Genomic DNA, 23,164 nt, shown 5'->3' on the forward strand with positions numbered 1-23,164 from the left:
GTCATCGGCTTTTGCGGCACCCGAAACTTATTGGTGGCTTGAAGGCTGCAGCAGTCGATCATCGTATGCTGTTGCGGTTTGCCCAGACCACTTGATCCTTGAGCTACGTCGACCGATGAGCGGCGAATGAGGAATACATGAGCAAGACAAACGACTCCCTGATGCAACGCCGCCATGCTGCCGTCCCGCGTGGCGTGGGTCAGATTCACCCGATCTTCGCTGCTTCGGCGAAGAACGCCACCGTGACCGACGTTGAAGGTCGTGAGTTCATCGACTTCGCGGGCGGTATTGCAGTACTGAACACCGGTCACCTGCACCCGAAAATCGTTGCCGCCGTGCAGGAACAGCTGACCAAGCTGACCCACACCTGCTTCCAGGTGCTGGCTTACGAGCCGTATGTTGAGCTGTGCGAGAAGATCAACGCCAAGGTGCCGGGTGATTTCGAGAAGAAAACCCTGCTGGTCACCACCGGCTCCGAAGCGGTTGAAAACGCCGTCAAGGTTGCCCGTGCTGCCACTGGCCGTGCTGGCGTGATCGCGTTCACCGGCGCTTACCACGGCCGCACCATGATGACCCTGGGTCTGACCGGCAAGGTCGTGCCGTACTCGGCGGGCATGGGCCTGATGCCAGGCGGTATCTTCCGCGCGCTGTACCCGTGCGAGCTGCACGGCGTGAGCGTTGACGATTCCATCGCCAGCATCGAGCGCATCTTCAAGAACGACGCCGAGCCGAAAGACATCGCGGCCATCATCATCGAGCCTGTGCAGGGCGAAGGTGGTTTCTACGTGGCGCCGAAGGCCTTCATGCTGCGTCTGCGCGAGCTGTGCGACAAGCACGGCATCCTGCTGATCGCTGACGAAGTGCAGACCGGCGCTGGCCGTACCGGCACTTTCTTCGCGATGGAGCAGATGGGCGTTGCAGCCGACCTGACCACCTTCGCCAAGTCCATCGCAGGCGGCTTCCCGCTGGCGGGCGTGTGCGGCAAGGCCGAGTACATGGATGCCATCGCGCCGGGCGGTCTGGGCGGCACCTACGCCGGTAGCCCGGTGGCCTGTGCGGCCGCGCTGGCGGTGCTGGATATCTTCGAAGAAGAGAACCTGCTGGAGCGCTGCAAGTCGGTGGGCGAGCGTCTGGTCACTGGCCTGAAAGCCATCCAGGCCAAGCACCCGGTTATCGGCGAAGTCCGTGCGCTGGGCGCGATGATCGCGCTGGAGCTGTTCGAAGACGGCGACTCGCACAAGCCGAACGCGGCGGCCGTGGCTCAGGTTGTGGCCAAGGCGCGTGACAAGGGGCTGATCCTGCTGTCGTGCGGCACCTACGGCAACGTTCTGCGCGTACTGGTTCCGCTGACCGCCGAAGACGAACTGCTGACCAAAGGTCTGGCGATTCTCGAAGAGTGTTTCGCTGAAATTGCCTGATCCACTGTGCGGTCGCAGATTGGTTGATTTGTGACCAAACAGACAAAAAAAGCCCGTTTCGACGGGTTTTTTTTCGTCTGGACGAAGGTATTTCACTGTTTTGGCTATATCCGGACGAAGGCTTTGGCTAAGGTGAACGCATCGATGTCGGAGAGTCCTGATGACTGCTGTAGTTTTGCCCGCGGTACCTCGCGTATTGATTGCTGAGTCTGATCCGTGGGTTCGCGAAACACTCAGCGAGCTGGTTTTGAGTGTGCGTGCTGATGTCGAACTGGAGATGTGTACCGACGGTAGGCAAGCCATCGAATGGATGAAGAAACACCTGCCGGATCTGGTCATCGCTGCCCGTGAATTGCCCGCCATCGATGGGTTGAGCCTGTTGCGCGGCATTCGCAACCTGCGCCGTCAGCCACCGATTCCGTTCATTTTGATCAGCAACCGTAGCGATGCAGCCAGCGTGCGTGAAGTCCTGCCGCTCGCGCCGACGGCTTATCTCACCAAACCCCTCGACACCGTGGGCCTGAAGCAGCGTCTGGAAGGGCTGTTGCTGGGTCGTCGTGCGTCTGCGCCGGGCGACATGCCTGCACTGACGCCAGGCCTCACGCTCATGAAATTTCTGGAAAAGCGCCGCGACGTGGCCGATGGCGCGCCGCTGTTTGTCGACGTGCCCAACGCCATTCAGCTCAGCCAAGGGGCAACGGGCCTTGATGCGACGCTGCTGGAGCAGGAGTTGCGCAACGACCCGCACATTACAGCGGTGCTGATCGCGGCGGCGAATACGGCGGCCCAGCATTTGGGAAAGCCCGTGCAGACGTTGGGCGGCGCGATGGCGGTACTCGGCGCGCCGCAGACCGCAACCATCGCGTCGGGTCTGGCCAAAAAGCGTATGGCGGTGCTGACCAGCGACGCGCTGTTGGCCAAGGCCAGTCAGTTCTGGACCTTGTCGCAACGCACAGCGGATTACGCACGCATTCTGGGCGGCATGCTGGAGCTGGATGTCGAGCGCTGTTTCTGCGCCGCAATGCTGCAATCGCTAGGAGATCTGGCGGTGTTGGGGTGTTTGCAGGAATGGCTGCTGGCGGGCGGGGAGCTGAATGAGCAGGCCATTGATCTGGCGCTGGAGCAGTATTCGGCCTCTTTCGGTTCTGCGCTGCGCACTCGTTGGCGTCTGCCGCTTGAGCTGCGCGAGCTGATTGCCGCGGTGTATCAGTACAACACCGGCATCTACAAGCGCGAGGTGTTGGCGATGAATCTGGCGGGGCAGATGGCTCAGTTGGGCGAGGAGGAGAGCGTCACTCAGTTGCTCAAGACCAAATCGGCCAAGCTGTTGAAGCTCAGCGTCGGGGATTTGCAGCGGTTGCGCAAAAAACTGACGGGCGTGACCGATCCGAGTTTGTTGGCGCCTTTGGTGGTGGAATCTGAGGAGGGTGAAGAAGAGGGTGTTGAGGATGACGGGCCTGATCTTCTGGACCTGACACCTGAGCCGCCAGCGGCTGAAGAACCGGAGCCCGAGTCCGAGCCGACGATCGAGGATGTGCCGAAGGCCTAATGTACGTGGCGTACTGCTGGATGAACGCAAGATCCAGAGCAAGCTCACTCTTATCAATACAACACATAATCCGCTGAATAGACACTTTTCGTGGGAGCGGACCGGGCGGCGTTCCGTTTGTCCGCGAATGCTGCACTTCGTCCACTGCATCTTCATCGGATGGACTGGCCTTTTCGCGGACAAGTCCGCTCCCACCAAGCTTGCTGCGCGACAGCACTACGCCGAAGACAGGGTGGGGTCCACCACAGTCCAATCACCGCGAATATTCAAGCTGTTGTCAGCCAGACCCGTCAGCAAAGGAGCCGTTTGATGCCCACCCTCGACCTGCAACATCTCTACAAAAAAGCCTGGCTGTTCGCGTCTCACGCTCATGTCGGGCAGACGATGGCCAGCTCGGATCTGCCTTACACCACCCACGTGGCGATGGTGGCCAATGAGCTGATCTTCGCCCACCGCGAAGAGCCCGTGGGTGCATTCGAGATCGCCCTGCCTGCTGCGTTGTTGCATGACGTGGTGGAAGACACCGATGTGACGACGTCGCAGTTGCAAGAGGTGTTTGGCGAACAGGTTGCATCGACTGTCGCCTGCCTGAGCAAGAACCTGATCGTGCCGTTTTCCGAAGCGCGTTATTTTCAGGGTATTGCCGAGCATTCTCGCGAAGCGGCGGCGGTCAAACTGTGCGACCGCATCACCAATTTGCAGTCAGCACCAGCCAAATGGACACACGCCAAGCGAGCGTCCTATCTGGTCGAGTCTGAGCAGATCCTGAATGCACTGGGTCATGCGAACGGCTACCTGAGGCAGCGGCTCAGCGACGCCATGACGCGCTACCAGGCCCTGTATGTGGAGGGCTTTGAGGCGGTGTGACACCCAAAATCGGAACGGGGAGCGTCCCGGGCTGCATGCCGATGCGCAGCATCGGCACGATCAGATCACGCATGCAGCCTCAATGACTGTGACTGCGGCCCACATGCGAGGGTTCGCCTTCGGGTGAGGCGACGGCGCCGGTCACTTCCAGCCTTTCCAGAATTGCGCAGTGATCGGCCGCGCCGCTGCCGCAACGCTGGCGCAAGTCGAGCAGTTGCTGCTGCAGGGCTTGCAGGCTGGCGACACGAGCGTTGACGTGTTCTATGTGCTCATCAATCAGCGCATTCACGCTTTCGCACTGGTCTTGCGGGCTGTCGCGCAGGTTCAGCAGGCTGCGGATTTCTTCCAGCGTCATGTCCAGGCTGCGGCAGTTGCGGATGAATGACAGCCGCTCCACATGGGCCTGGGTATACAGGCGGTAATTGCCATCGCTGCGCGCAGGCGCGGGCAACAATCTTTCGCGTTCGTAATAACGGACGGTTTCAACCTGGGTGTCCGTCAACTTCGCCAATTCACCGATCTTCATGGGCTTCATCTCGTGTTAGCGCTTGACCCTATAGTGGCTACAGGGTGTTCACTTGGCAACACGCAGAATCCAGGAGCGCGCCAAATGGGCCCCATCAGCAAAACTACGCAGACACACGGTCATGCCGAGCATGAAGACACGCACGCAGAACACGCGCATTCCTGCTGTTCCAGCAAGGCGGCGCCTGCCGTGGTAAAGCTTGACACCCCCTCGTCAGCCGATGCGCGGCTGAGCAGTTTCCGTATTGAAGCGATGGACTGCCCGACCGAGCAGACCCTGATCCAGAACAAGCTGGGCAAGCTGGCGGGCGTGCAGAAACTGGAATTCAACCTGATCAATCGCATCCTCGGTGTCTGGCATGACCTGCCTTCTACCGACCCGATTCGCGACGCCATCGGTTCGCTTGGCATGCAGGCCGACCTGATCGAAGAGGGTGCTGATTCAGGCGCTGTTGCTGCACCTGCGCCGAAGAAACACTGGTGGCCACTGGCGCTGTCTGGCGTCGCGGCGCTGGCTGCCGAAGTCGTGCATATTGCTTCGCTGGGTCCGACTTGGGTCGTCGCGCTGCTGGCGCTGGTGTCGATCTTCAGTTGTGGCCTTACGACCTACAAGAAGGGCTGGATTGCGCTCAAGAACTTCAACCTGAACATCAATGCGCTGATGAGTATTGCGGTGACCGGCGCTGTGCTGATCGGCCAATGGCCTGAAGCGGCGATGGTGATGTTCCTGTTTACCGTGGCCGAGCTGATTGAAGCCAAGTCGCTGGACCGTGCGCGTAATGCGATCAGCGGCCTGATGCAGTTGACGCCGGAGCTGGCAACGGTTCGTCAGGCAGATGGAAGTTGGCTGGAAGTGGACGCCAAAAAAGTCGAGCTGGATGCCATCGTCCGTGTAAAACCGGGCGAGCGTATCGGGCTGGACGGTGAGGTCGTGTCCGGGCAATCGACCATTGATCAGGCCTCGATTACCGGGGAAAGTCTGCCGGTCGAGAAGGCCGTGGGCGACAAGGTGTTCGCGGGCACCATCAATCAGGCGGGCTCGCTGGAGTACCGCGTTACGGCAGCGGCGAATAACTCGACGCTGGCGCGCATCATTCATGCCGTAGAGGCCGCACAAGGCTCGCGTGCGCCGACTCAGCGTTTTGTCGATAGCTTTTCGCGCATCTATACGCCGGTGGTGTTCGTGGTGGCGTTGGCGGTCGCGCTGATTGCTCCCTTGTTCTTCGGTGGCGCGTGGTTCGACTGGATCTACCGGGCGCTGGTGCTGCTGGTCGTCGCGTGCCCGTGTGCGCTGGTGATCTCCACCCCTGTGACCATCGTCAGCGGCCTCGCGGCTGCGGCGCGTAAAGGCATCCTGATCAAGGGTGGCGTGTATTTGGAAATGGGCGAGAAGCTGGATTACCTGGCCCTCGACAAGACCGGCACCCTGACCCACGGCAAGCCGGTGCAGACTGACTATGTGACGTTGCACGCTGAGGCAGCCGACACCGCCCCGGCCATCGCCGCGAGCCTTGCAGGCCGCTCCGATCACCCGGTTTCCCAAGCCATTGCCAAGGCGGCCGAAACCGGTGCTGCCGTGCATGAAGTGCTGAACTTCGAAGCCTTGGGCGGGCGTGGCGTGAAGGGCGAGATCAATGGTTGCCTGTACCATTTGGGCAATCATCGTCTGGTGGAAGAGTTGGGGCTGTGCTCGCCTGAACTGGAAGCCCGTCTGGACGCGCTGGAAATGCAGGGCAAGAGCGTGGTGTTGCTGCTCGACTCAACCGGACCGCTGGCGCTGTTTGCGGTTGCCGATACGGTCAAGGAAAGCAGTCGTCAGGCCATCGCCGAGCTGCACGAACTGGGTATCAAGACGCTGATGCTGACTGGCGACAACCCGCATACCGCCAAGGCGATTGCTGATCAGGTAGGCATCGATCAGGCGCAGGGCAACCTGCTGCCAGCGGACAAGCTGGCGGCGATTGAAGGGCTGTATGCGCAGAACCATCGCGTCGGGATGGTCGGCGACGGCATCAACGATGCGCCTGCACTGGCGCGTGCCGAGATTGGTTTTGCGATGGCAGCGGCGGGGACCGATACGGCGATTGAAACGGCGGATGTCGCCCTGATGGACGATGATCTGCGCAAGATCCCGGCCTTTATTCGCCTGTCTCGCCGGACCTCGACGGTGCTCAAGCAGAACATCGTACTGGCGATTGTCACCAAGGTGCTGTTCATCGGCATCACCTTCGCCGGGCTGGCGACCATGTGGATGGCGGTGTTTGCCGACATGGGGGTCAGTTTGCTGGTGGTGTTCAACGGGTTGCGATTGCTCAAGAAGTGAGCAACTTTCAAAACTGAACCACGCAGGAACGAGGGAATGATCAAGCTTTTCGGGGGCAGTCTCATTCGTGGGAGCGGACTTGTCCGCGAAGGGGGCGGTACAGTCAGGCGAGAGGTGGCGTCTGAGCACAAGCCTTCGTGGACAAGTCCACTCCCACATTCGTGTCGGTTCTACCGTTTACCCATTCACCGACCAAACCGCTCCCGTCCCCAGGCGATGAAGGTTTCGAGCAGCGGCCTGAGCACGTGGCGGGTCGGTTCGGCCAGGTCCGGGCGGTAGTGGAAGGGGGCGAACTCTTCCATGTAGGTGCTTTGCGCCAGCTCCAGTTGAACGGCGTGGATGTTGTTCGCCGGGTCGCCGTAATGGCGGGTGATGTGCCCGCCCTTGAAGCGACCGTTCAGCACATGGCTGTAATCCTTGGCCGCTGCGCAGACTTGCTCCAGTCTGCTGGCCAGTTCCGCGTCGCAGCTGGCGCCGTTGAAGGTGCCGAGGTTGAAGTCCGGCAGGCGACCGTCGAACAGGTGCGGGACATGGCCGCGAATCGAGTGGGCGTCGAACAGCAGCGCGTAACCGAACTCGTCGCGCAGGCGTTGCAGCTCCTGCTCCAGTGTCCGGTGATAAGGCGCCCAGATCTGCTCCAGATACTTCGCCCGTTCCTCGGCGCCCGGCGTCTGGCCTTCCTTGAACAGCGGCACGCCATCAAACAGGATCGACGGAAACAGCCCCGTGGTCGCACCGGCATACATCGGTTTGTCGTCGGCAGGACGATTGAGGTCAATTACAAAGCGCGAATACTCGGCCGCCAGCGTGCTGGCGCCCAGTTCGGCCGCGAAGTCGTACAAACGCGGAATGTGCCAGTCGGTGTCGGGCAGGCTCAGCGCTTCGTCCACCAGCCCGGCTTCCACCGCAGAGGTGAGCTTGAGGCCTGCGTGGGGCATGCTGATCAGCAGCGGAACATGGCCGCGAGTGAATGTCAGAACGTTGTCCACAATCTTCTCCTTTAAACCAGTGATTCGACGCCATGACGCACGATGCGTTTGTCCAGATCACCGCCCAGCCAGTAGGCCAGATCAGCCGGTCGCTCGATGTCCCAGGCGACGAAGTCCGCCGTCTTGCCGACTTCCAGTGAACCGTGTGTATCGCCCATGCCAAGCGCTTTGGCCGCATTGAGCGTGACGCCTGCCAGTGCTTCTTCAGGCGTCAGACGAAACAGTGTGCAGGCCATGTTGAGCATCAGGCGCAGCGACAGGCCGGGCGAGGTGCCGGGGTTCATGTCGGTGGAAATCGCGATGGGCACGCCGTGTTTGCGTAGCGCCTCCATCGGCGGCAGTTGCGTCTCACGCAAGAAGTAATAGGCGCCCGGCAACAGCACCGCGACGGTTCCCGCCGCAGCCATAGCGACAGCGTCGTCTTCGCTCATGAACTCCAGATGGTCCGCCGACAGGGCCTTGTAGCGCGCCGCCAGGCTTGAACCGCCCAGCGACGAGAGCTGTTCGGCATGCAGCTTCACCGGCAGACCAAGCTGGCCCGCGGTGATGAACACCTGCTCGACCTGCGCCGGAGAAAACGCCAGGTACTCGCAAAACGCGTCCACGGCATCCACCAGCCCTTCGGCGGCCAGCGCCGGGAGCATTTCGGTGCAGATATGGTGGATGTAATCGTCGGCGCGATTGGCGTATTCAGGCGGCAGCGCATGGGCAGCCAGGCAAGTGCTGCGCACGGTGACCGGCTGGGTATTGCCCAGCCGGCGAATCACGCGCAGCAACTTGCGTTCGTTTTCCAGATCCAGCCCATAGCCGGACTTCATCTCTACGGTGGTCACGCCATCCTTGAGCAGGTGCCGCAACCGACGTTCAGCGCTGATGTACAGCTCGTCTTCGGTCGCCGCACGGGTGGCGCGTACGGTGCTGGCGATGCCGCCGCCTGCGGCCGCGATGTCGGCGTAACTCACGCCTTGCAGCCGCTGCTCGAATTCGCCGCTGCGGTTGCCGCCGAATACGGTATGGGTGTGGCAGTCGATCAGACCGGGCGTGACCCATGCCCCGCCCAGGTCGACGCAACTCTCAGCGTCCTGCTCTGCCAGTTGCGCCTGAGGCCCGATCCATTCGATGCACGCTCCGGAAGTCACGATGGCGGCATCCTCGATGATCGAGTACTTGCCGTGGGCCATTGTTGCAATGTGACAGTTCTTCCAGAGCGTTTTCATCCGGGCCTCCTCAGGCTAAGGGACAGGTTTTAGCGATTTGGGTTTGACCCATAGACGGTAGGCGATGACCAGCAGCACGATCCACACCGCGCCGACGATCAGCGCGGCACGGTTGTCCGGGAAGTACCCCAGCACGCCGAAGATAAACAGCATGAAGACGATGGCGGCGACTGGCGCAAACGGCCAGAACGGCACCGGAAATTTCAGTTGGGCGGCTTCTTCGCGGCTCATGGCGCGGCGCATGGCGACTTGAGTCAAGAGGATCATCAACCAGACCCAGACCGTGGCGAAGGTGGCCAGCGAAGCGATCAGCAGGAACACGTTTTTCGGGATCAGGTAGTTGAGTAGCACACCGCCCAGCAACGTCACGCCCATCACCAGCACCGTCATCCACGGTACGCCCTGACGCGAAAGGCGTGCAAAACTGGCCGGTGCCTGACCGTCGCGAGCCAGGCCGTACATCATGCGGCCTGCGCCGAAAATATCGCTGTTGATGGCCGACACGGCGGCAGAAATCACCACGATGTTGAGGATGGTCGCAGCCGACGCGATGCCCAGATTGTCGAAAATCTGCACGAACGGGCTGCCCTGTGTGCCGATTTGCGGCCACGGGTAGATGGACATCAGCACGAACAGCGTCAATACGTAAAACAGCAGGATGCGCAGTGGCACCGCATTGATCGCACGAGGCAGCGTGCGTTGTGGGTCTTTCGCTTCACCGGCGGTGATACCGATGATCTCGATGCCGCCGAAGGCAAACATCACCACGGCAAACGAGGCGATCAATCCCGCGACACCATTGGGCATGAACCCGCCATGCGCCCACAGGTTACTGATGCCGACTTCGGTGCCGCTGGCCGAGGTGCCGATGCCGAACAGCATGATGCCGAAACCCGCCAGAATCATCGCGATGATCGCCCCGACCTTGAGCAGCGACAGCCAGAATTCGGTTTCGCCAAAGACTTTGACGTTGCACAGGTTCAGCGCGCCGATCAGGAACACGATGCCCAATACCCAGATCCAGCGCGGCACTTCCGGAAACCAGAAACCCATGTAGATCCCGAACGCTGTAACGTCGGCCAGGCAGACGATGATCATCTCGAACGCGTAGGTCCAGCCCAGTACGAAGCCTGCCAGCGGACCCAGATAGCGCGTGGCGTAATGGCTGAACGAGCCTGAAACAGGGTCGTGTACGGCCATTTCGCCCAGCGCACGCATAACCATGAACACCGCCGCGCCGCCGATCAGGTAGGCCAGCAGCACGGCCGGGCCCGCCTGTTGGATCGCCGAGGCCGAGCCGTAGAACAACCCTGTGCCGATGGCAGAGCCCAGGGCCATGAAGCGAATGTGGCGGGCGGATAACCCGCGTTTCAAACCATCTTGTGACGTCATTTCAGGTCCATTTCATTACTGGTATGGCTATAGCTGCGAGAACGCCTGCATCCGGCTTCCCGCAGCGATAGACCATTGCGAGCCCTGCCAGGCTCGCGGTGCATCACAGACTCGGTAGCAGACGTGCAGGAACCAACGGGTTCAGGCAAGTGGAGGACAACAGCTGGCTGGCAGCTTCGATGTCCGGTGCGAAAAAGCGGTCTTTGTCGTAGGACGGGACCTTACTGCGCAACAGGGCACGGGCCTGCTCCAGTTTCGGAGAGGTTTTCAGGCCATTGCGCAGGTCCAGACCCTGACACGCAGCCAGCCATTCTACGGCAAGAATCCCGCGAACGTTTTCTGCCATTTCCCATAACCGCTTGCCAGCGGCTGGCGCCATCGACACATGGTCTTCCTGATTGGCCGACGTCGGCAGGCTGTCGACGCTGTGCGGGTGCGCCAGCGCCTTATTTTCACTGGCCAGGGCGGCAGCAGTGACCTGGGCGATCATGAAGCCCGAATTGACGCCGCCGTTGGCCACCAGGAACGGCGGCAACTGCGACATGTGCTTGTCCATCATCAGCGAAATGCGCCGCTCACTGAGCGAACCGATTTCGGCGATGGCCAGCGCCAGGTTGTCGGCCGCCATCGCGATCGGCTCGGCGTGGAAATTGCCGCCGGAGATCACGTCGTTTTCGGCGGCGAATACCAGCGGGTTGTCGGACACGGCGTTGGCTTCGATTTCCAGCACCTCGGCGGCCTGTCGCAACTGAGTCAGGCACGCGCCCATCACTTGTGGCTGGCAGCGCAGCGAGTAGGGGTCCTGCACCTTGTCGCAGTTGCGGTGCGACTCCGACACTTCGCTGCTTTCACCCAACAGGTCGCGGTAGCAGGCGGCCGAATCGATCTGACCACGCTGGCCGCGCGCGGCATGAATACGTGCGTCGAACGGTGAGCGAGAGCCCAATACCGCTTCGACCGTGAGCGAGCCGCAGGTGAGGGCGGCGGCGAACAGGTCTTCGCCTTCGAACAGGCCGCGTAGCGCGTAGGCGGTCGACACCTGTGTGCCGTTGAGCAGCGCCAGGCCTTCTTTGGCAGCGAGGGTCAGCGGCGTCAGGCCTGCAATGTTCAATGCATCGACGGCATTGAGCCATTCACCCTTGTAGCGCGCCTTGCCTTCCCCCAGCAGCACCAGCGACATGTGCGCGAGTGGCGCAAGATCTCCCGACGCACCCACCGAGCCCTTGAGCGGGATGTGCGGGTAAACCTCGGCATTGATCAGCGCAATCAGCGCATCGATGACCCCCCGACGAATCCCCGAGAAACCCCGGCTCAGGCTGTTGACCTTGAGCACCATGATCACCCGCACCAGTTCATCACTGATCGGCTGGCCGACACCGGCGGCATGGGACAACACCAGCGAGCGCTGCAGATTCTCCAGGTCTTCGCTGGCGATGCGCGTCGAGGCCAGCAGACCGAAACCGGTGTTGATGCCGTAAGCGGTGCGGTTCTCGGCCAGGATGCGCTCGACGCACGCCACGCTGTCGTCGATCGGCTGATCAGCGCTGGCATCGAGCGTCAGGGTTACGGGCTGCCGATAAATGGCGCGCAATTGCGCCAGTGTCAGTTGGCCGGGAATCAGGTTGAAAGCGTTGGCAGATGAGGTGGTCACGATGCAGCTACTCCTTGATTGATGTCGGGCGTGCGCGCTTCTTGAGCGCGCCGCCTTTGGCCCTGCGTGTGTGACGCCGGGCCTGGACCGCTTTTTATAGGTTTGCCGCGTGTTCGCGGCAGTGCTGGAAAACCCTTTCCAGCGTTTGTTGTTCGGTGATCAGTGCCGCGCTGCTGGCGATGTCCGGCGCCAGCCAGCGGTCTTCGTCGTAGGCAGGTACCCGTTCGCGTAACAGTTGCCAGGCGAGGTGCGTCCCGACGCCGAAACGCTGGGCTTTAAGAAACTCGAAAGCTTGCGCCGCCAGCAGGTATTCAATGGCCAGAATCTGCGTCGCATTGCCCAGCACCTTGTGCAGCTTCAACGCGGCGCTGGTGCCCAGGCTCAGGTGATCCTCCTGAAGGCCCGACGTGACGTAGTTATCCACCACCGCTGGCTGCGCCATCTGACGGTTTTCCGCGCACAGCGACGCGGCGACGTACTGGACGATCATCATTCCCGAGTTGACGCCCGGCTGGCTGACCAAAAATGCTGGCAGGCCGCTGACCATCGGGTTGATCAGGCGGTCCAGACGACGCTCGGCTATCGAGCCCAGTTCGGCGACGGCCATGCACAAAAGGTCCGCCGCCATCGCCACCGATTGGCCGTGCGGGTTGGCCTGGGACACCACGCGATAAGCGTTCGGTGTGCCGAGCAACAGCGGGTTGTCGGTGACTGAATTCAGTTCGGTTTCGACCTGCCTGACGGCATGCGCCAGTTGGTCGCGGGTTGCGCCATGCACCTGCGGAATCGAACGAATGCTCAACGCGTCCTGAGTCCGAATGCCCTGGCTGCTGGCGAGCACTTCGCTGCCCGCCAGCAGGCTGCGCAGGTTGTTGCCGACGGCTTGCATGCCCGGATGCGGCTTGAGGGCCAGAATGGTTTCATCGAACGCATCCAGTTGGCCGCGCAGGGCTTCGAAGGTCATGGCACCGATCACGTCGGCCCATTGGGTCAGGCGCTCGGCGTCGGCGATGGCCAGGCAGCTTAAGCCGGTCATGCAGGGCGTGCCGTTGACCAGACACAGCCCGTCCTTCGCACCGAGAATCACCGGTTTCAGGCCTTCCTCATCCAGCGCCCGCTGTGCCGAAACGATTTGCCCGTGATAACTGACCTGCCCGATGCCCAGCAAAGCCACGCCGACATGGGCCATGTGAGTCAGGTAACCGACCGAGCCTTGCGCCGGGACCTGTGGCGTGATGCCGCGATTGAGCAGGGCCAGCAGCGCTTCGACCACTTGCCGATGAATGCCGGATTTACCCTGGCAGTAATTGAGCAGGGCGGCGCAGATGATCGCTCGGGTCTGCTCGTCGGCCAGCGGTGTGCCCACACCACAAGCATGGCTGAGCAGGGTGTTGCGCGACAGACGACTGAGCTGATCGCCTTCCAGCGAGACATTGCACAGCGCACCCAGCCCGGTGTTCACGCCATAGGCACGCTCGCCGCTGGCGACGATCTGACGGACGATGGCCTGAGCGTTATCGATCCTCGCCCATGCGGCGTCGGACAGCACCAACGGCGCACCGTGCCGGGCGACGGCGACCACATCCTGCCAGCGCGCCGGGGCGTCGCCGAAAACGATCTGTTCTGCTCGCGACATCTACGACGGTCCTTAAAGAGTGGCCACGCGGCGCTGAACGAAACGGTCGACGTAATCGTCGGCGGGCGAGTGCAGGATTTCTTTCGGCGTGCCGACCTGAATCAGCCGCCCGTCCTTGAGAATCGCGATCCGGTTACCGATGCGCACCGCCTCGTCCAGATCGTGGGTAATGAACACGATGGTCTTGTGCAGCTTGGCCTGCAGGTCGAGCAACTGGTCCTGCATTTCGGCGCGGATCAGCGGGTCGAGCGCGCTGAAGGCTTCGTCCATCAGGATGATGTCGGTGTCGGCCGCCAACGCACGCGCCAGACCGACACGCTGGCGCATGCCGCCGGAAAGCTGGTGCGGGTACTTGTTTTCGTAGCCGCTCAGGCCGACCGTGGTGATCCAGTGCCGGGCGCGTTCATCGCACAGCGCCTTGGTTTCGCCGCGCACTTTCAGGCCGTAGGCCACGTTGGCGAGCACGGTTTTGTGTGGCAGCAGGCCGAAGCTCTGGAACACCATGCTGATCTTGTGTCGGCGAAACTGGCGCAGCGCTTCCATGTCGTAGTGCAGGATGTTTTCGCCATCGACCAGAATCTCGCCGCTGGTAGGATCGATCAGCCGGTTGAAGTGCCGCACCAGCGTCGATTTGCCCGAGCCGGACAAGCCCATGATCACAAAGATTTCGCCACTGGCAATCGACAGCGACAGGTCGTTCACGCCCACTACGCAGCCGGTCTTGGCCAGCACCTGATCCTTGCTCTGATGCTGCTGGACCATCGCCAGCGCTTCCTTTTCCCTGTTGCCGAAAATCTTGAACACGTTTCGTACGACGATCTTGTTCTGCTCTGCGCTCATCATTTCTGCGCCTCATGCCGTGGGCGGCCGTAGGCCTGCGTGATGCGGTCGATGACGACCGCCAGAATGACGATGGCCAGGCCCGCTTCCAGCCCGCGCCCGACGTTCAGGGTCTGGATGCCGACCAGCACGTCTTCGCCCAGGCCGCGAGCGCCGATCATCGAGGCGATGACCACCATCGACAGCGCCATCATGGTGGTCTGGTTGATCCCGGCCATGATGCTAGGCATGGCCAGCGGCAGTTGCACGCCGAACAGTTGCTGCCAGCGATTGGCGCCGAACGCGTTGATGGCTTCCATGACCTCGCCATCGACCTGACGAATGCCCAGGTCAGTCAGGCGGATCAGCGGTGGGGCGGCGTAGATCACGGTGGCGAAGATCGCCGGAACCTTGCCCAGGCCGAACAGCATCAGCACCGGGATCAGGTAAACGAAGCTGGGCATGGTCTGCATGATGTCCAGCAGCGGCATCAGTACCGAGCGCAGGCGATTGCTGCGCGCCGAGAGAATGCCCAGCGGAATGCCGATCAGCACGGCGATGATCGTGGCGACCAGCATCAGCGCCAGGGTCTGCATCAGCTTGTCCCACAACCCGACCGCGCCGACCAGAAACAGCAAGCCGACGATCACCACCGTGGTGACGATCTTGCGCGTGGCGTGCCAGGCGATGCCACCGACGATCAGCAGCATCAGCCACCACGGCGCCATGCGCAGCAGGCCTTCCAGGTTGACGATGGCCCACAGCAGCGTATCGGAGATGTGCCGGAACACGTCGCCGTACTGGGTCACCAGCGAGTCGACGCCGTCGTTGACCCAGTTGGCGATCGAGAAAGTGAAGCTTTCAGGAAACATAAGCGGCTCTCAAATAAAGGTGTATCGGAGCAACGAAGGGGCAACCGGACCTGCACTGTCAGCCCGGTTGCCCAGACGTTTACAGCGAGGCGTCCACCTTCTTCGCGGCGTCTTCACTGACCCACGCGTGCCAGACTTCCGGGTGTTCTTTCAGAAAGATCCGGGCAAGTTTCGGCGATTCGATCCGGTCTTTGGCCATGCGCCCCAGGTTCTGGTTGAGCAGGTCGATCGGCAGGTTGACCTTCTCCAGCATCGCAACCAGCTCAGGTGCCTGATCGTGGAACACTTTGGACACGCCGACCTTGATATCGATCGTCTTGTTCACCCCGGCCTTTTCTTCCAGGCGCACCAGATCCACCTGACCCATCAGTGGCGTGGGCGACCAGTAATACGTCAGGATCGGCTCGCCACGCTTGTAGCTGGACAGGATAGCCGCGTCCAGCGCAGGGCCGGTGCCCGGGCGGAAATTGGTGTACTTGCTTTCCAGGCCGTAGCTCTTGAGCATCTCGCTGTTTTCCAACTCACACGTCCAGCCGGCCGGGCAGTTGTAGAAGCGGCCCTTGCCGGGTTCTTCCTGATCCTTGAAGACCGCCGAATACTGGGCCAGATCGCTGATGGATTTGAGGTTTGGTGCCTTGGCTTCCAGCTTGCGCTTGGCATCGCCTTCGATCACGTAGCGTGGCACGTACCAACCTTCGACCGCACCGACGATGGGCGAGCCGACACCAACCACTTTTCCTGCGGCCGCTGCCTTGTTCCACACCTCGCTTCGGCCGACCCATTCTTCGGCGAAAATCTGGATGTCATTGGTGCTCAGAGCATTTTCCATCGCGATGGAATTGCCGGGCAGCGCATCCACGGTGCAGCCATAACCCTTGTCCAGCACGATTTGCAGGATGTCTGTCAGCAGCATCGCGCTTTCCCAGTTCAGGCCTGCAAATTTCACCGGCTTGCCCGATTCACACCAGTTGGCGGCCTGACTCGCTCCTGCGCTGGCGAGCAAGCCAGCGGATACCAGAGTGGTCAACAGGGCCTTTTTCATATTCATTGTCGATGCTCCTACGCCTGAAAGGGATGGTGGCAGCTTCATCAAAACAGGCATCCGGCCTCTGAGCGTTTTCACGCCCGTCCCCAAGGTCTGCCGGCCTGATGGCCGACCGATCCCTTAACGTCCGATCATCGGCAGGTTCAAGCCCTGCTCTTTGGCACAGTCGATGGCAATGTCGTAGCCCGCATCGGCGTGGCGCATGACGCCTGTGGCCGGGTCGTTGTGCAGCACGCGGGCGATCCGTGCAGCGGCTTCGTCGGTACCGTCGCAGACGATCACCATGCCGGAGTGCTGCGAGAAGCCCATGCCGACGCCGCCGCCGTGGTGCAAAGACACCCAGGTCGCGCCGCTGGCGGTGTTGAGCAGGGCGTTGAGCAACGGCCAGTCGGAGACGGCATCGGAGCCGTCGCGCATGGCTTCGGTTTCGCGGTTGGGGCTGGCGACCGAACCGGAGTCCAGATGGTCGCGACCAATCACGACCGGTGCCGACAGCTCGCCACTGCGCACCATTTCATTGAACGCCAGACCCAGCTTGGCGCGCTGACCCAAACCCACCCAGCAGATACGTGCGGGCAGACCCTGAAAGCTGATGCGCTCGCGGGCCATGTCCAGCCAGTTGTGCAGGTGGGCGTCGTCCGGGATCAGTTCCTTGACCTTGGCGTCGGTCTTGTAGATGTCCTGCGGATCGCCCGATAGCGCTGCCCAGCGGAACGGGCCGATGCCACGGCAGAACAGCGGGCGGATATAGGCCGGCACGAAGCCGGGGAAATCGAAAGCGTTGGTGACGCCGACTTCCTTGGCCATCTGACGGATGTTGTTGCCGTAGTCGAAGGTCGGAATACCGGCTTTTTGGAAGGCCAGCATGGCTTCGACGTGTTCGGCCATCGACTGCTTGGCGGCCTTGACCACATTGGCCGGCTCGCTGGCCGAACGGGCGCGGTATTCGTCCCAGGTCCAGCCTTTTGGCAAATAACCGTTGAGCGGGTCGTGGGCGCTGGTCTGGTCGGTGACCATGTCCGGGCGCACGCCCCGGCGGACCATTTCCGGCAGGATGTCGGCCGCATTGCCGCACAGGGCGATGGAGATGGCCTTGCCTTCGGTGGTGTATTGGGCGATGCGGGCCAGTGCGTCGTCCAGATCGGCAGCCTGTTCGTCTACATAGCGGGTCTTGATGCGGAAATCGATGCGGCTCTGCTGGCATTCGATATTCAGCGAGCAGGCCCCGGCCAGTGTTGCTGCCAAGGGTTGCGCGCCGCCCATGCCGCCCAGACCTGCGGTCAATACCCAGCGGCCTTTGAGGTTACCATCGTAATGCTGGCGACCGGCTTCGACGAAGGTTTCGTAAGTGCCTTGCACGATGCCCTGGCTGCCGATGTAGATCCAGCTGCCAGCGGTCATCTGGCCATACATCGCCAGGCCCTTTGCATCCAGCTCGTTGAAGTGTTCCCAGCTCGCCCAGTGCGGCACCAGGTTGGAGTTGGCGATCAGTACACGCGGCGCATTGCTGTGGGTCTTGAATACGCCGACCGGCTTGCCGGATTGCACCAACAACGTTTCATCGTCATTCAGGTGGGTGAGGCTCTCGACGATCTTGTCGTAGCATTCCCAATTGCGCGCCGCCCGCCCGATGCCGCCGTACACCACCAGCTCATGGGGGTTCTCGGCCACTTCCGGGTCCAGGTTGTTCATCAACATGCGCAACGGCGCTTCGGTCAGCCAGCTCTTGGCCGTCAATTGAGTACCACGTGCAGCACGTACCTCGCCTTCACGATGGCGGGTCCAGTCCTGCTTCAGGTCTTGATTCTCGGTCACAAGTTTCTCGGTCACAAAAAAATCCTCAGCGATCAGTCCAAGCCAGCCCGTGCGGGGCGCTTCAAGCAATGTCGTAAAGCTTAGGTGATTAACCTGTCTCTACTTGTACATACAAGCATATGCAATCTGAAGACCAACTTTTTTAGAGCGCGGTCAAAGCACGTCGAAAATTGGCGGTAAGGCTTGTATTGAAGGTGTCTGGAGGGCGAGGCGATGTTGACGAGTAAGGTGCGGCGGTAGGCTTCGGTTGTTACTTAAGACGTTTTTTGCGCGTTTTTGGGGCGGTGGGTAACACGCTGGTGCAGATTGGGGTTGATGGATCGTTTCCACGCTCTGGGTGGTAATGCCACCCGGCACGCGGAGCGTCCTTAGGTACATTCCCATGCAGAGCGTGAGGAACGATCAGCGCAAGGCTTTACTTATACGCCTCAAATCACCTTCACCGCTCGACCAATGAACTGAATCGGCCCGGTTGGTTTGCCGATGGGCGAACCCGTGGATTTCTCCAGCGTCAGCTCAAACAGCTGATTGGGTTGCAGGGGCGGCAGTTTGTCGAGGGGGATGTTCAGGCTTTGTCCCGACTTGACCAGCCCAAGCGATACCGGGCCTTGCCAGTCGTCGCCCTTGGTCCAGAATTCCAGCGCCTTGTCAGTCGGGACCTCGAACGCCCCCAGCGGGATCAGCTGGATTTCCTGTCGATTGCTGGCCTGCACGACCCAGCCGGGCGATTTGTCCTGTGGGCCGACGAGCACCACCAGATAGGAGGGAGGTGCCGGAGCGCGGGTCAGCAGCGTCATGCCCAGCACCAGCGAGGCCGCAAGACCTGCGCCTGCCAGGCCGCGCCAGATCGCCAGATTGTCCCACCAGCGCATACGCTGCTCAGGCTGCGTTTGGGGTGCTATGTGATCAATCAGGTTGCGTTCGATGCGCCCCCAGAGTCCTGGGGATGGTTTGACGGGCTCCGCCAACTCGGTCAGCGGCAGCAGGCGTTGTTCCCAGGCGTCAATTGCCGCCTGAAGATCAGGTTCGTGGGGCAGGCGACGCTGGACGTCGAGCCTTTGTTCAGCCGACAGGGTGCCGAGCACGTACTCGCCTGCCAGTTCGTGAATCATGTCGTTCGAAGGTCGGGTCATCCCATGCACTCCCGCAAAGCCGTCAGGCTGCGCTTGATCCAGGCTTTGACCGTACCCAATGGCGCGCCAATTTTCTGCGCGATTTCCTGATGCGAATAGCCGTCTACGTACGCGTGAAATACACAGTTGCGTCGCACCGGTTCGAGCTGTTCCAGGCACGACGTGATGCGCCCCGGATTGACCCGCCAATCGAAGGCATCACCGGTTTCCTGCCACCCCTCCAGCGTCGCCTGCTCATGATGATCTTCGCTGCCGTCATCCTCAACGCGAACTTCCCGGGCCGTGTTGCGCAGGGTGTTGAGCGCCAGGTGGCGGGCCACGCTGAATATCCAGCCACGTGCCGAACCGCGCGAAGCATCGAAGCTTGCCGCACGCGTCCAGATCTTCAGAAAGGCATCGTGAACGATGTCTTCGGCCTGTGCCCGGTCGCGGACCAGCCGCATGACTACACCGAGCAGCCGTGCGCTTTCCTGTTCATAGAGACGATGCAGGGCCTGTCGCTCACCGCGAGCACAGGCGTGCAACGTACCTTCGTAATCAAAGAGAGATTCGTATGAGGACAAGATGATCCGCCGTCAGTGGACTACTGCCTCGTTGATATCACGAGGACCCGCGCAGCAGCATAGCTCACTGACTGCGCGGTGCCCGATGGGCTGGCTGTAATCAGTTGGCTGCCCAGAACAGATAGTCAGCCTGGTACTTGACCACTTCCTTGGCGCCCTTGTTGCTGGCGTTGCAGGCGGTGGCCGGGGCGACGCCGCCTTTCAGGGCGGTGCGCTGGATGTAGGCAACGCCGCTCATGGCACCTTTGCCTTCAGCCGGGTTGGCCTTGACCAGTTGGTACGGCAGGTTGCCTGCGCTCGACGGGGCCACGGCGACTTGAGTGCCGGTCACTTTCGAACCGTCTTTGGCTTCCCAGGTAGCAGGCGGGCCGTAGTAGGTGCCGACCTGTTTGCCGCTCTTGTCATTGAGCACGGCCTTGGGACCGACGAACGCCCATTCCATTTCGTTAGGCATGTTGGCTTTGGCGCGGCACTCGTAGGTAATTTCGCCGACCCCGGTGGTTTGCATGCTGATCTTGTGGCCAGCCGGAACCTGAACGCTTTCAGGCAGATCGGTCTGGGCCAGGGCGACGGACGACAGGCAAGTGAAAGCCAGGGTACTACCTGCAAGGCAGAGCAAGCGTTTTGCGTTCATGCAGAAATCTCCAGATTGTTTAACCGCGCTCAGCAACTCGAAGTGGCTGCTGCATGTACTACCCGCGAGAAAACAATCTGGATGCAGTGATTTGAAACTTTTTTTTCAGGGCCTGCTCAGGCGGCTGCGCAACAGGATGATCCCGACGATGGCGGCAAGTCCCGAACCGATCAACACGCCGACTTTCACCTCGTCGATCAGATGCTGCTGGCCCGGAAAGGCCAGGTTGCCGATGAACAGGCTCATGGTGAAGCCGATGCCGCACAGAATCGCCACGCCATACAACTGCACCCAGTTACTGCCTTCCGGCAACACCGCAAGCCCGGCACGGATGGCCAGCACGGCGGCGAGAAATACACCAATCTGCTTGCCGACGAACAGCCCCAGCGCCACACCGAGCGGCACCGGATCGACGAGGTTTTCCATTGAAATCCCCGACAGCGAAACGCCTGCGTTGGCGAAGCCGAAGACCGGCACCACCGCAAACGCGACCCAGTAATGCATTTTTTCTTCAAGAAACAGCAGCGGCGAGCGCGCTTCCTCTTCAGGCTTGCCCATCGGTATGCACAACGCTAATGCCACGCCTGCGAGCGTGGCGTGAACACCCGATTGCAACACGAAGAACCACAGCAGACCGCCCAGCAGCAGATAGGGCAATAGACGTCGTACATTGAGGCGGTTCATGACGATCAGCACGGCCAGTGTGGCGAGCGCTGCTCCGAGCATCGGCAGATTCAAGCCCGAACTGTAGAAGAACGCGATGATCGTGACGGCGCCCAGGTCATCGAGAATGGCCAGTGCGGCGAGAAACACCTTCAGCGAGGTCGGCACCCGGTTGCCCAGCAGCGACAGCACACCCAGCGCGAAGGCGATGTCTGTGGCGGCAGGAATGGCCCAGCCGCTCAAGGTCTGCGGGTTGCTCCAGTTGACGGCGATGTAGATCAACGCAGGCACCAGCATTCCGCCCGCAGCGGCGAAACCGGGCAGGGCACGCTGGCCCCATGTGGCCAGCCCGCCGGCCAACACCTCGCGTTTGATTTCCAGGCCGACCATCAGGAAGAAGATCGCCATCAGGCCATCGTTGATCCACAGCTCGACCGAAAGGCCCAGCCATACACTGTGCAGAATCGAGAAATAATCAGCGGAGAGTGGCGAGTTGGCGACGATCAGAGCGGCCAGTGCTGCGAGCATCAACACAATGCCGCCCGCCGATTCGGAGGCGAGAAAACTGGCGAGGATGGCGACGGCTCGGGGTGTTTCCTTGTGAGGGAATTGAGTCATGGTCGTCCTTGAGCGAGTAGCTGATGTTTATGGGGCGCCCAGCATACCGTCATTGCCTATGGCGTTCAGCTCAATCAGGCAGCAACGGCTGGCACCTGATGATTGCAGCTCGACTTCCATGAGCCCGCCCGTGTTGTCCACTTGAGCGCAGTCATGCTTGCCGAGAATTTCCCAAGCTTGGCCATTGAGGCTCAGTGCAATCTGCTCGGCCATGCTGAACAGCACGAAGGTGCCGGCCGAGCTGAACAGCCGTTGCGGCTGGCGCACATCGATCCACTGCACGCGTGCGCTGTACCGATGCGCCGCGTAAATCAGATTGAAATCCCGGATCGGCCCGTCGAGCAAGGTGCAGTCCACGTGACTGTCACCGCTGAACGCAAAGGGATCGGATGGCAGCAGCGGGCGGCTGGCGATGCCGTCCACCGACAGCATCATGCCCGCGCCTTGCAGCACGGTGATGATGCGTTGATAACCGGCGAACACTGAAAAGCCGCCCGAGTGTTCAATGTCGGCAATCGAGAGCCGCCAGCCGAAGCCGTCCAGATCCTGACCGGCGTCGCGGGCGATTTCTTCAGTGCTGCCACCGCCGTTCTTCCACGGCATGCGTGGATAATCGATGGCGCGCAGGATTCGGGTAGGGGTCATTTGGTGAAGCGCCCTTCAAGACGATGACGGGAGCCGGGGTGGATAAGGCGTGCGGCGGTCACCGGTTGACGGCCCGACCAGGTGCGGCGCCGAATCAGCAAACAAGGCTCGCCTGCTTCGATCTGCAACAGTTTGCATTCGTCGGCTTCAGCCAGAATCGCTTCGACCACATGCTCGCCCTCGGTCAGCGGTGCGACCTGCGACAGGTAAGCGTAGGGCGTCTGTTGAGTGAAGTCCTGCTTGAGGTAGTCCGGTGCCACCAGCGCGTTCACGAATCGGTCTTCGATCTGCACAGCGATGTCGTTCTCGTAATGCACGATCAGCGAATGGAATACCCGCTGGCCTTCGCGCATGTCCAGCGCCAAGGCCCGTTCCGATCCTGCGGCCTCTTCTTTAAGGACGATGACCTTGCAGGAATGGCGGTGGCCTCGTGCGGCGATCTCGTCAGCGATATTGTGGACTTCGAACAGCGCCGACTGACTCTTGGGCTCGGCCACGAATGTACCGACACCCTGCATGCGCACCAGCAGACCTTCGGCGGTCATTTCGCGCAGTGCGCGGTTGATGGTCATGCGGCTGAAACCCAACTGGGTGACCAATTCGCTTTCCGACGGCACGCGATGGTGCGGCGGCCAGGTGCCGTTCTGAATCTGCAGAGCGATCATGTGTTTGACGCGGGCGTACAAGGGTGCGGGACTTTCGCCCATCTGGGCTGCCAGTGAGGAAGAGGCGGGCGGCGTCGGCACGTGTGAGTCCTTGTTGTCGAGATGATTCAGGCGCTCAAGCTAAC

20 protein-coding genes are annotated in these 23,164 nt (G+C 61.2%); 4 read left to right on the top strand and 16 right to left on the bottom strand.

Annotated features, from left to right (window positions below; translation table 11 throughout):
- Positions 1 to 137 precede the first annotated feature (137 nt).
- From gabT to ALP40_RS12690, 3 genes are all read left to right on the top strand, one after another.
- Positions 138 to 1,418: a 4-aminobutyrate--2-oxoglutarate transaminase gene (gene gabT / locus ALP40_RS12670; protein WP_122208607.1), complete on the top strand. Its 1,281-nt coding sequence runs from the start codon at positions 138 to 140 to the stop codon at positions 1,416 to 1,418.
- A gap of 160 nt (positions 1,419 to 1,578) precedes the next feature.
- On the top strand, positions 1,579 to 2,967 hold the full coding sequence (locus ALP40_RS12680) for an HDOD domain-containing protein (protein ID WP_122208609.1): 1,389 nt from the start codon (positions 1,579 to 1,581) through the stop codon (positions 2,965 to 2,967).
- A gap of 309 nt (positions 2,968 to 3,276) precedes the next feature.
- Positions 3,277 to 3,834 (top strand): HD domain-containing protein, encoded by a 558-nt coding sequence (locus ALP40_RS12690; protein ID WP_122208611.1) that lies wholly within the window; start codon positions 3,277 to 3,279, stop codon positions 3,832 to 3,834.
- 79 nt (positions 3,835 to 3,913) lie between these two features.
- Here ALP40_RS12690 and cadR read toward each other — a convergent pair whose 3' ends face one another.
- On the bottom strand, positions 3,914 to 4,360 hold the full coding sequence (gene cadR / locus ALP40_RS12695) for a Cd(II)/Pb(II)-responsive transcriptional regulator (RefSeq protein ID WP_122208612.1): 447 nt from the start codon (positions 4,358 to 4,360) through the stop codon (positions 3,914 to 3,916).
- Between the two features lie 84 nt (positions 4,361 to 4,444).
- On the opposite strand from cadR, the gene ALP40_RS12700 reads away from it, so the two are divergent.
- On the top strand, positions 4,445 to 6,682 hold the full coding sequence (locus tag ALP40_RS12700) for a heavy metal translocating P-type ATPase (protein WP_122208613.1): 2,238 nt from the start codon (positions 4,445 to 4,447) through the stop codon (positions 6,680 to 6,682).
- Between the two features lie 185 nt (positions 6,683 to 6,867).
- Here the strand turns inward: ALP40_RS12700 and hutG are convergent, their stop codons facing one another.
- The 15 genes from hutG to hutC all read right to left on the bottom strand — a co-directional run bounded on the left by hutG (position 6,868) and on the right by hutC (position 23,081).
- Positions 6,868 to 7,671, bottom strand: coding sequence for an N-formylglutamate deformylase (gene hutG / locus ALP40_RS12705; protein ID WP_122208614.1), 804 nt, complete (start codon positions 7,669 to 7,671; stop codon positions 6,868 to 6,870).
- An 11-nt stretch (positions 7,672 to 7,682) separates the two neighbouring features.
- Positions 7,683 to 8,888: an imidazolonepropionase gene (gene hutI / locus ALP40_RS12710; RefSeq protein ID WP_122208615.1), complete on the bottom strand. Its 1,206-nt coding sequence runs from the start codon at positions 8,886 to 8,888 to the stop codon at positions 7,683 to 7,685.
- A gap of 15 nt (positions 8,889 to 8,903) precedes the next feature.
- Positions 8,904 to 10,280 carry an amino acid permease gene (locus ALP40_RS12715; protein ID WP_122208616.1) on the bottom strand — a complete coding sequence of 459 codons (1,377 nt, stop codon included), beginning with the start codon at positions 10,278 to 10,280 and terminating at the stop codon, positions 8,904 to 8,906.
- Between the two features lie 103 nt (positions 10,281 to 10,383).
- On the bottom strand, positions 10,384 to 11,931 hold the full coding sequence (hutH, locus tag ALP40_RS12720) for a histidine ammonia-lyase (protein ID WP_122208617.1): 1,548 nt from the start codon (positions 11,929 to 11,931) through the stop codon (positions 10,384 to 10,386).
- 94 nt (positions 11,932 to 12,025) lie between these two features.
- Positions 12,026 to 13,567, bottom strand: a complete 1,542-nt coding sequence (hutH, locus tag ALP40_RS12725; RefSeq protein WP_122208618.1) for a histidine ammonia-lyase — start codon at positions 13,565 to 13,567, stop codon at positions 12,026 to 12,028.
- A gap of 12 nt (positions 13,568 to 13,579) precedes the next feature.
- Positions 13,580 to 14,410, bottom strand: coding sequence for a glycine betaine/L-proline ABC transporter ATP-binding protein (locus ALP40_RS12730; protein ID WP_122208619.1), 831 nt, complete (start codon positions 14,408 to 14,410; stop codon positions 13,580 to 13,582).
- Positions 14,407 to 15,258, bottom strand: a complete 852-nt coding sequence (locus ALP40_RS12735) for a proline/glycine betaine ABC transporter permease (RefSeq protein WP_122208620.1) — start codon at positions 15,256 to 15,258, stop codon at positions 14,407 to 14,409. Before ALP40_RS12735 ends, ALP40_RS12730 begins: the two co-directional genes overlap by 4 nt.
- Before the next feature lie 79 nt (positions 15,259 to 15,337).
- On the bottom strand, positions 15,338 to 16,306 hold the full coding sequence (locus ALP40_RS12740) for an ABC transporter substrate-binding protein (RefSeq protein WP_122208621.1): 969 nt from the start codon (positions 16,304 to 16,306) through the stop codon (positions 15,338 to 15,340).
- Between the two features lie 117 nt (positions 16,307 to 16,423).
- Positions 16,424 to 18,100, bottom strand: coding sequence for a urocanate hydratase (gene hutU, locus ALP40_RS12745; RefSeq protein ID WP_183136037.1), 1,677 nt, complete (start codon positions 18,098 to 18,100; stop codon positions 16,424 to 16,426).
- A 446-nt stretch (positions 18,101 to 18,546) separates the two neighbouring features.
- The gene (locus tag ALP40_RS12750) at positions 18,547 to 19,251 is read right to left on the bottom strand and encodes an anti-sigma factor domain-containing protein (RefSeq protein ID WP_122208623.1); all 705 of its coding nucleotides are present in this window, start codon (positions 19,249 to 19,251) and stop codon (positions 18,547 to 18,549) included.
- Complete coding sequence (locus ALP40_RS12755) at positions 19,248 to 19,814, bottom strand: sigma-70 family RNA polymerase sigma factor (RefSeq protein ID WP_122208624.1); 567 nt, start codon at positions 19,812 to 19,814, stop codon at positions 19,248 to 19,250. Before ALP40_RS12755 ends, ALP40_RS12750 begins: the two co-directional genes overlap by 4 nt.
- A 100-nt stretch (positions 19,815 to 19,914) precedes the next feature.
- Complete coding sequence (locus ALP40_RS12760) at positions 19,915 to 20,448, bottom strand: DUF3455 domain-containing protein (RefSeq protein WP_122208625.1); 534 nt, start codon at positions 20,446 to 20,448, stop codon at positions 19,915 to 19,917.
- A 105-nt stretch (positions 20,449 to 20,553) separates the two neighbouring features.
- Positions 20,554 to 21,729 (bottom strand): Na+/H+ antiporter NhaA, encoded by a 1,176-nt coding sequence (gene nhaA / locus ALP40_RS12765; RefSeq protein WP_122208626.1) that lies wholly within the window; start codon positions 21,727 to 21,729, stop codon positions 20,554 to 20,556.
- A 27-nt stretch (positions 21,730 to 21,756) separates the two neighbouring features.
- Positions 21,757 to 22,374 carry a HutD family protein gene (locus ALP40_RS12770; RefSeq protein ID WP_122208627.1) on the bottom strand — a complete coding sequence of 206 codons (618 nt, stop codon included), beginning with the start codon at positions 22,372 to 22,374 and terminating at the stop codon, positions 21,757 to 21,759.
- The gene (gene hutC / locus ALP40_RS12775; protein WP_181115126.1) at positions 22,371 to 23,081 is read right to left on the bottom strand and encodes a histidine utilization repressor; all 711 of its coding nucleotides are present in this window, start codon (positions 23,079 to 23,081) and stop codon (positions 22,371 to 22,373) included. Before hutC ends, ALP40_RS12770 begins: the two co-directional genes overlap by 4 nt.
- Between the last annotated feature and the right edge of the window lie 83 nt (positions 23,082 to 23,164).

It is taken from the genome of Pseudomonas viridiflava, from assembly GCF_003702045.1.
Taxonomy (GTDB): Bacteria; Pseudomonadota; Gammaproteobacteria; order Pseudomonadales; family Pseudomonadaceae; genus Aquipseudomonas; species Aquipseudomonas viridiflava_C.

Excerpts from the sequence above, each read along its gene's own strand:
- nhaA (WP_122208626.1), bottom strand. The coding sequence starts at position 21,729 with ATGACTCAATTCCCTCACAAGGAAACACCCCGAGCCGTCGCCATCCTC.
- ALP40_RS12680 (WP_122208609.1), top strand. The coding sequence starts at position 1,579 with ATGACTGCTGTAGTTTTGCCCGCGGTACCTCGCGTATTGATTGCTGAG.
- ALP40_RS12750 (WP_122208623.1), bottom strand. The coding sequence starts at position 19,251 with ATGACCCGACCTTCGAACGACATGATTCACGAACTGGCAGGCGAGTAC.
- ALP40_RS12770 (WP_122208627.1), bottom strand. The coding sequence starts at position 22,374 with ATGACCCCTACCCGAATCCTGCGCGCCATCGATTATCCACGCATGCCG.
- hutC (WP_181115126.1), bottom strand. The coding sequence starts at position 23,081 with ATGGGCGAAAGTCCCGCACCCTTGTACGCCCGCGTCAAACACATGATC.
- hutH (WP_122208618.1), bottom strand. The coding sequence starts at position 13,567 with ATGTCGCGAGCAGAACAGATCGTTTTCGGCGACGCCCCGGCGCGCTGG.
- ALP40_RS12715 (WP_122208616.1), bottom strand. The coding sequence starts at position 10,280 with ATGACGTCACAAGATGGTTTGAAACGCGGGTTATCCGCCCGCCACATT.
- hutI (WP_122208615.1), bottom strand. The coding sequence starts at position 8,888 with ATGAAAACGCTCTGGAAGAACTGTCACATTGCAACAATGGCCCACGGC.
- gabT (WP_122208607.1), top strand. The coding sequence starts at position 138 with ATGAGCAAGACAAACGACTCCCTGATGCAACGCCGCCATGCTGCCGTC.
- ALP40_RS12730 (WP_122208619.1), bottom strand. The coding sequence starts at position 14,410 with ATGATGAGCGCAGAGCAGAACAAGATCGTCGTACGAAACGTGTTCAAG.
- ALP40_RS12740 (WP_122208621.1), bottom strand. The coding sequence starts at position 16,306 with ATGAATATGAAAAAGGCCCTGTTGACCACTCTGGTATCCGCTGGCTTG.
- ALP40_RS12690 (WP_122208611.1), top strand. The coding sequence starts at position 3,277 with ATGCCCACCCTCGACCTGCAACATCTCTACAAAAAAGCCTGGCTGTTC.
- ALP40_RS12760 (WP_122208625.1), bottom strand. The coding sequence starts at position 20,448 with ATGAACGCAAAACGCTTGCTCTGCCTTGCAGGTAGTACCCTGGCTTTC.
- cadR (WP_122208612.1), bottom strand. The coding sequence starts at position 4,360 with ATGAAGATCGGTGAATTGGCGAAGTTGACGGACACCCAGGTTGAAACC.
- ALP40_RS12735 (WP_122208620.1), bottom strand. The coding sequence starts at position 15,258 with ATGTTTCCTGAAAGCTTCACTTTCTCGATCGCCAACTGGGTCAACGAC.
- ALP40_RS12700 (WP_122208613.1), top strand. The coding sequence starts at position 4,445 with ATGGGCCCCATCAGCAAAACTACGCAGACACACGGTCATGCCGAGCAT.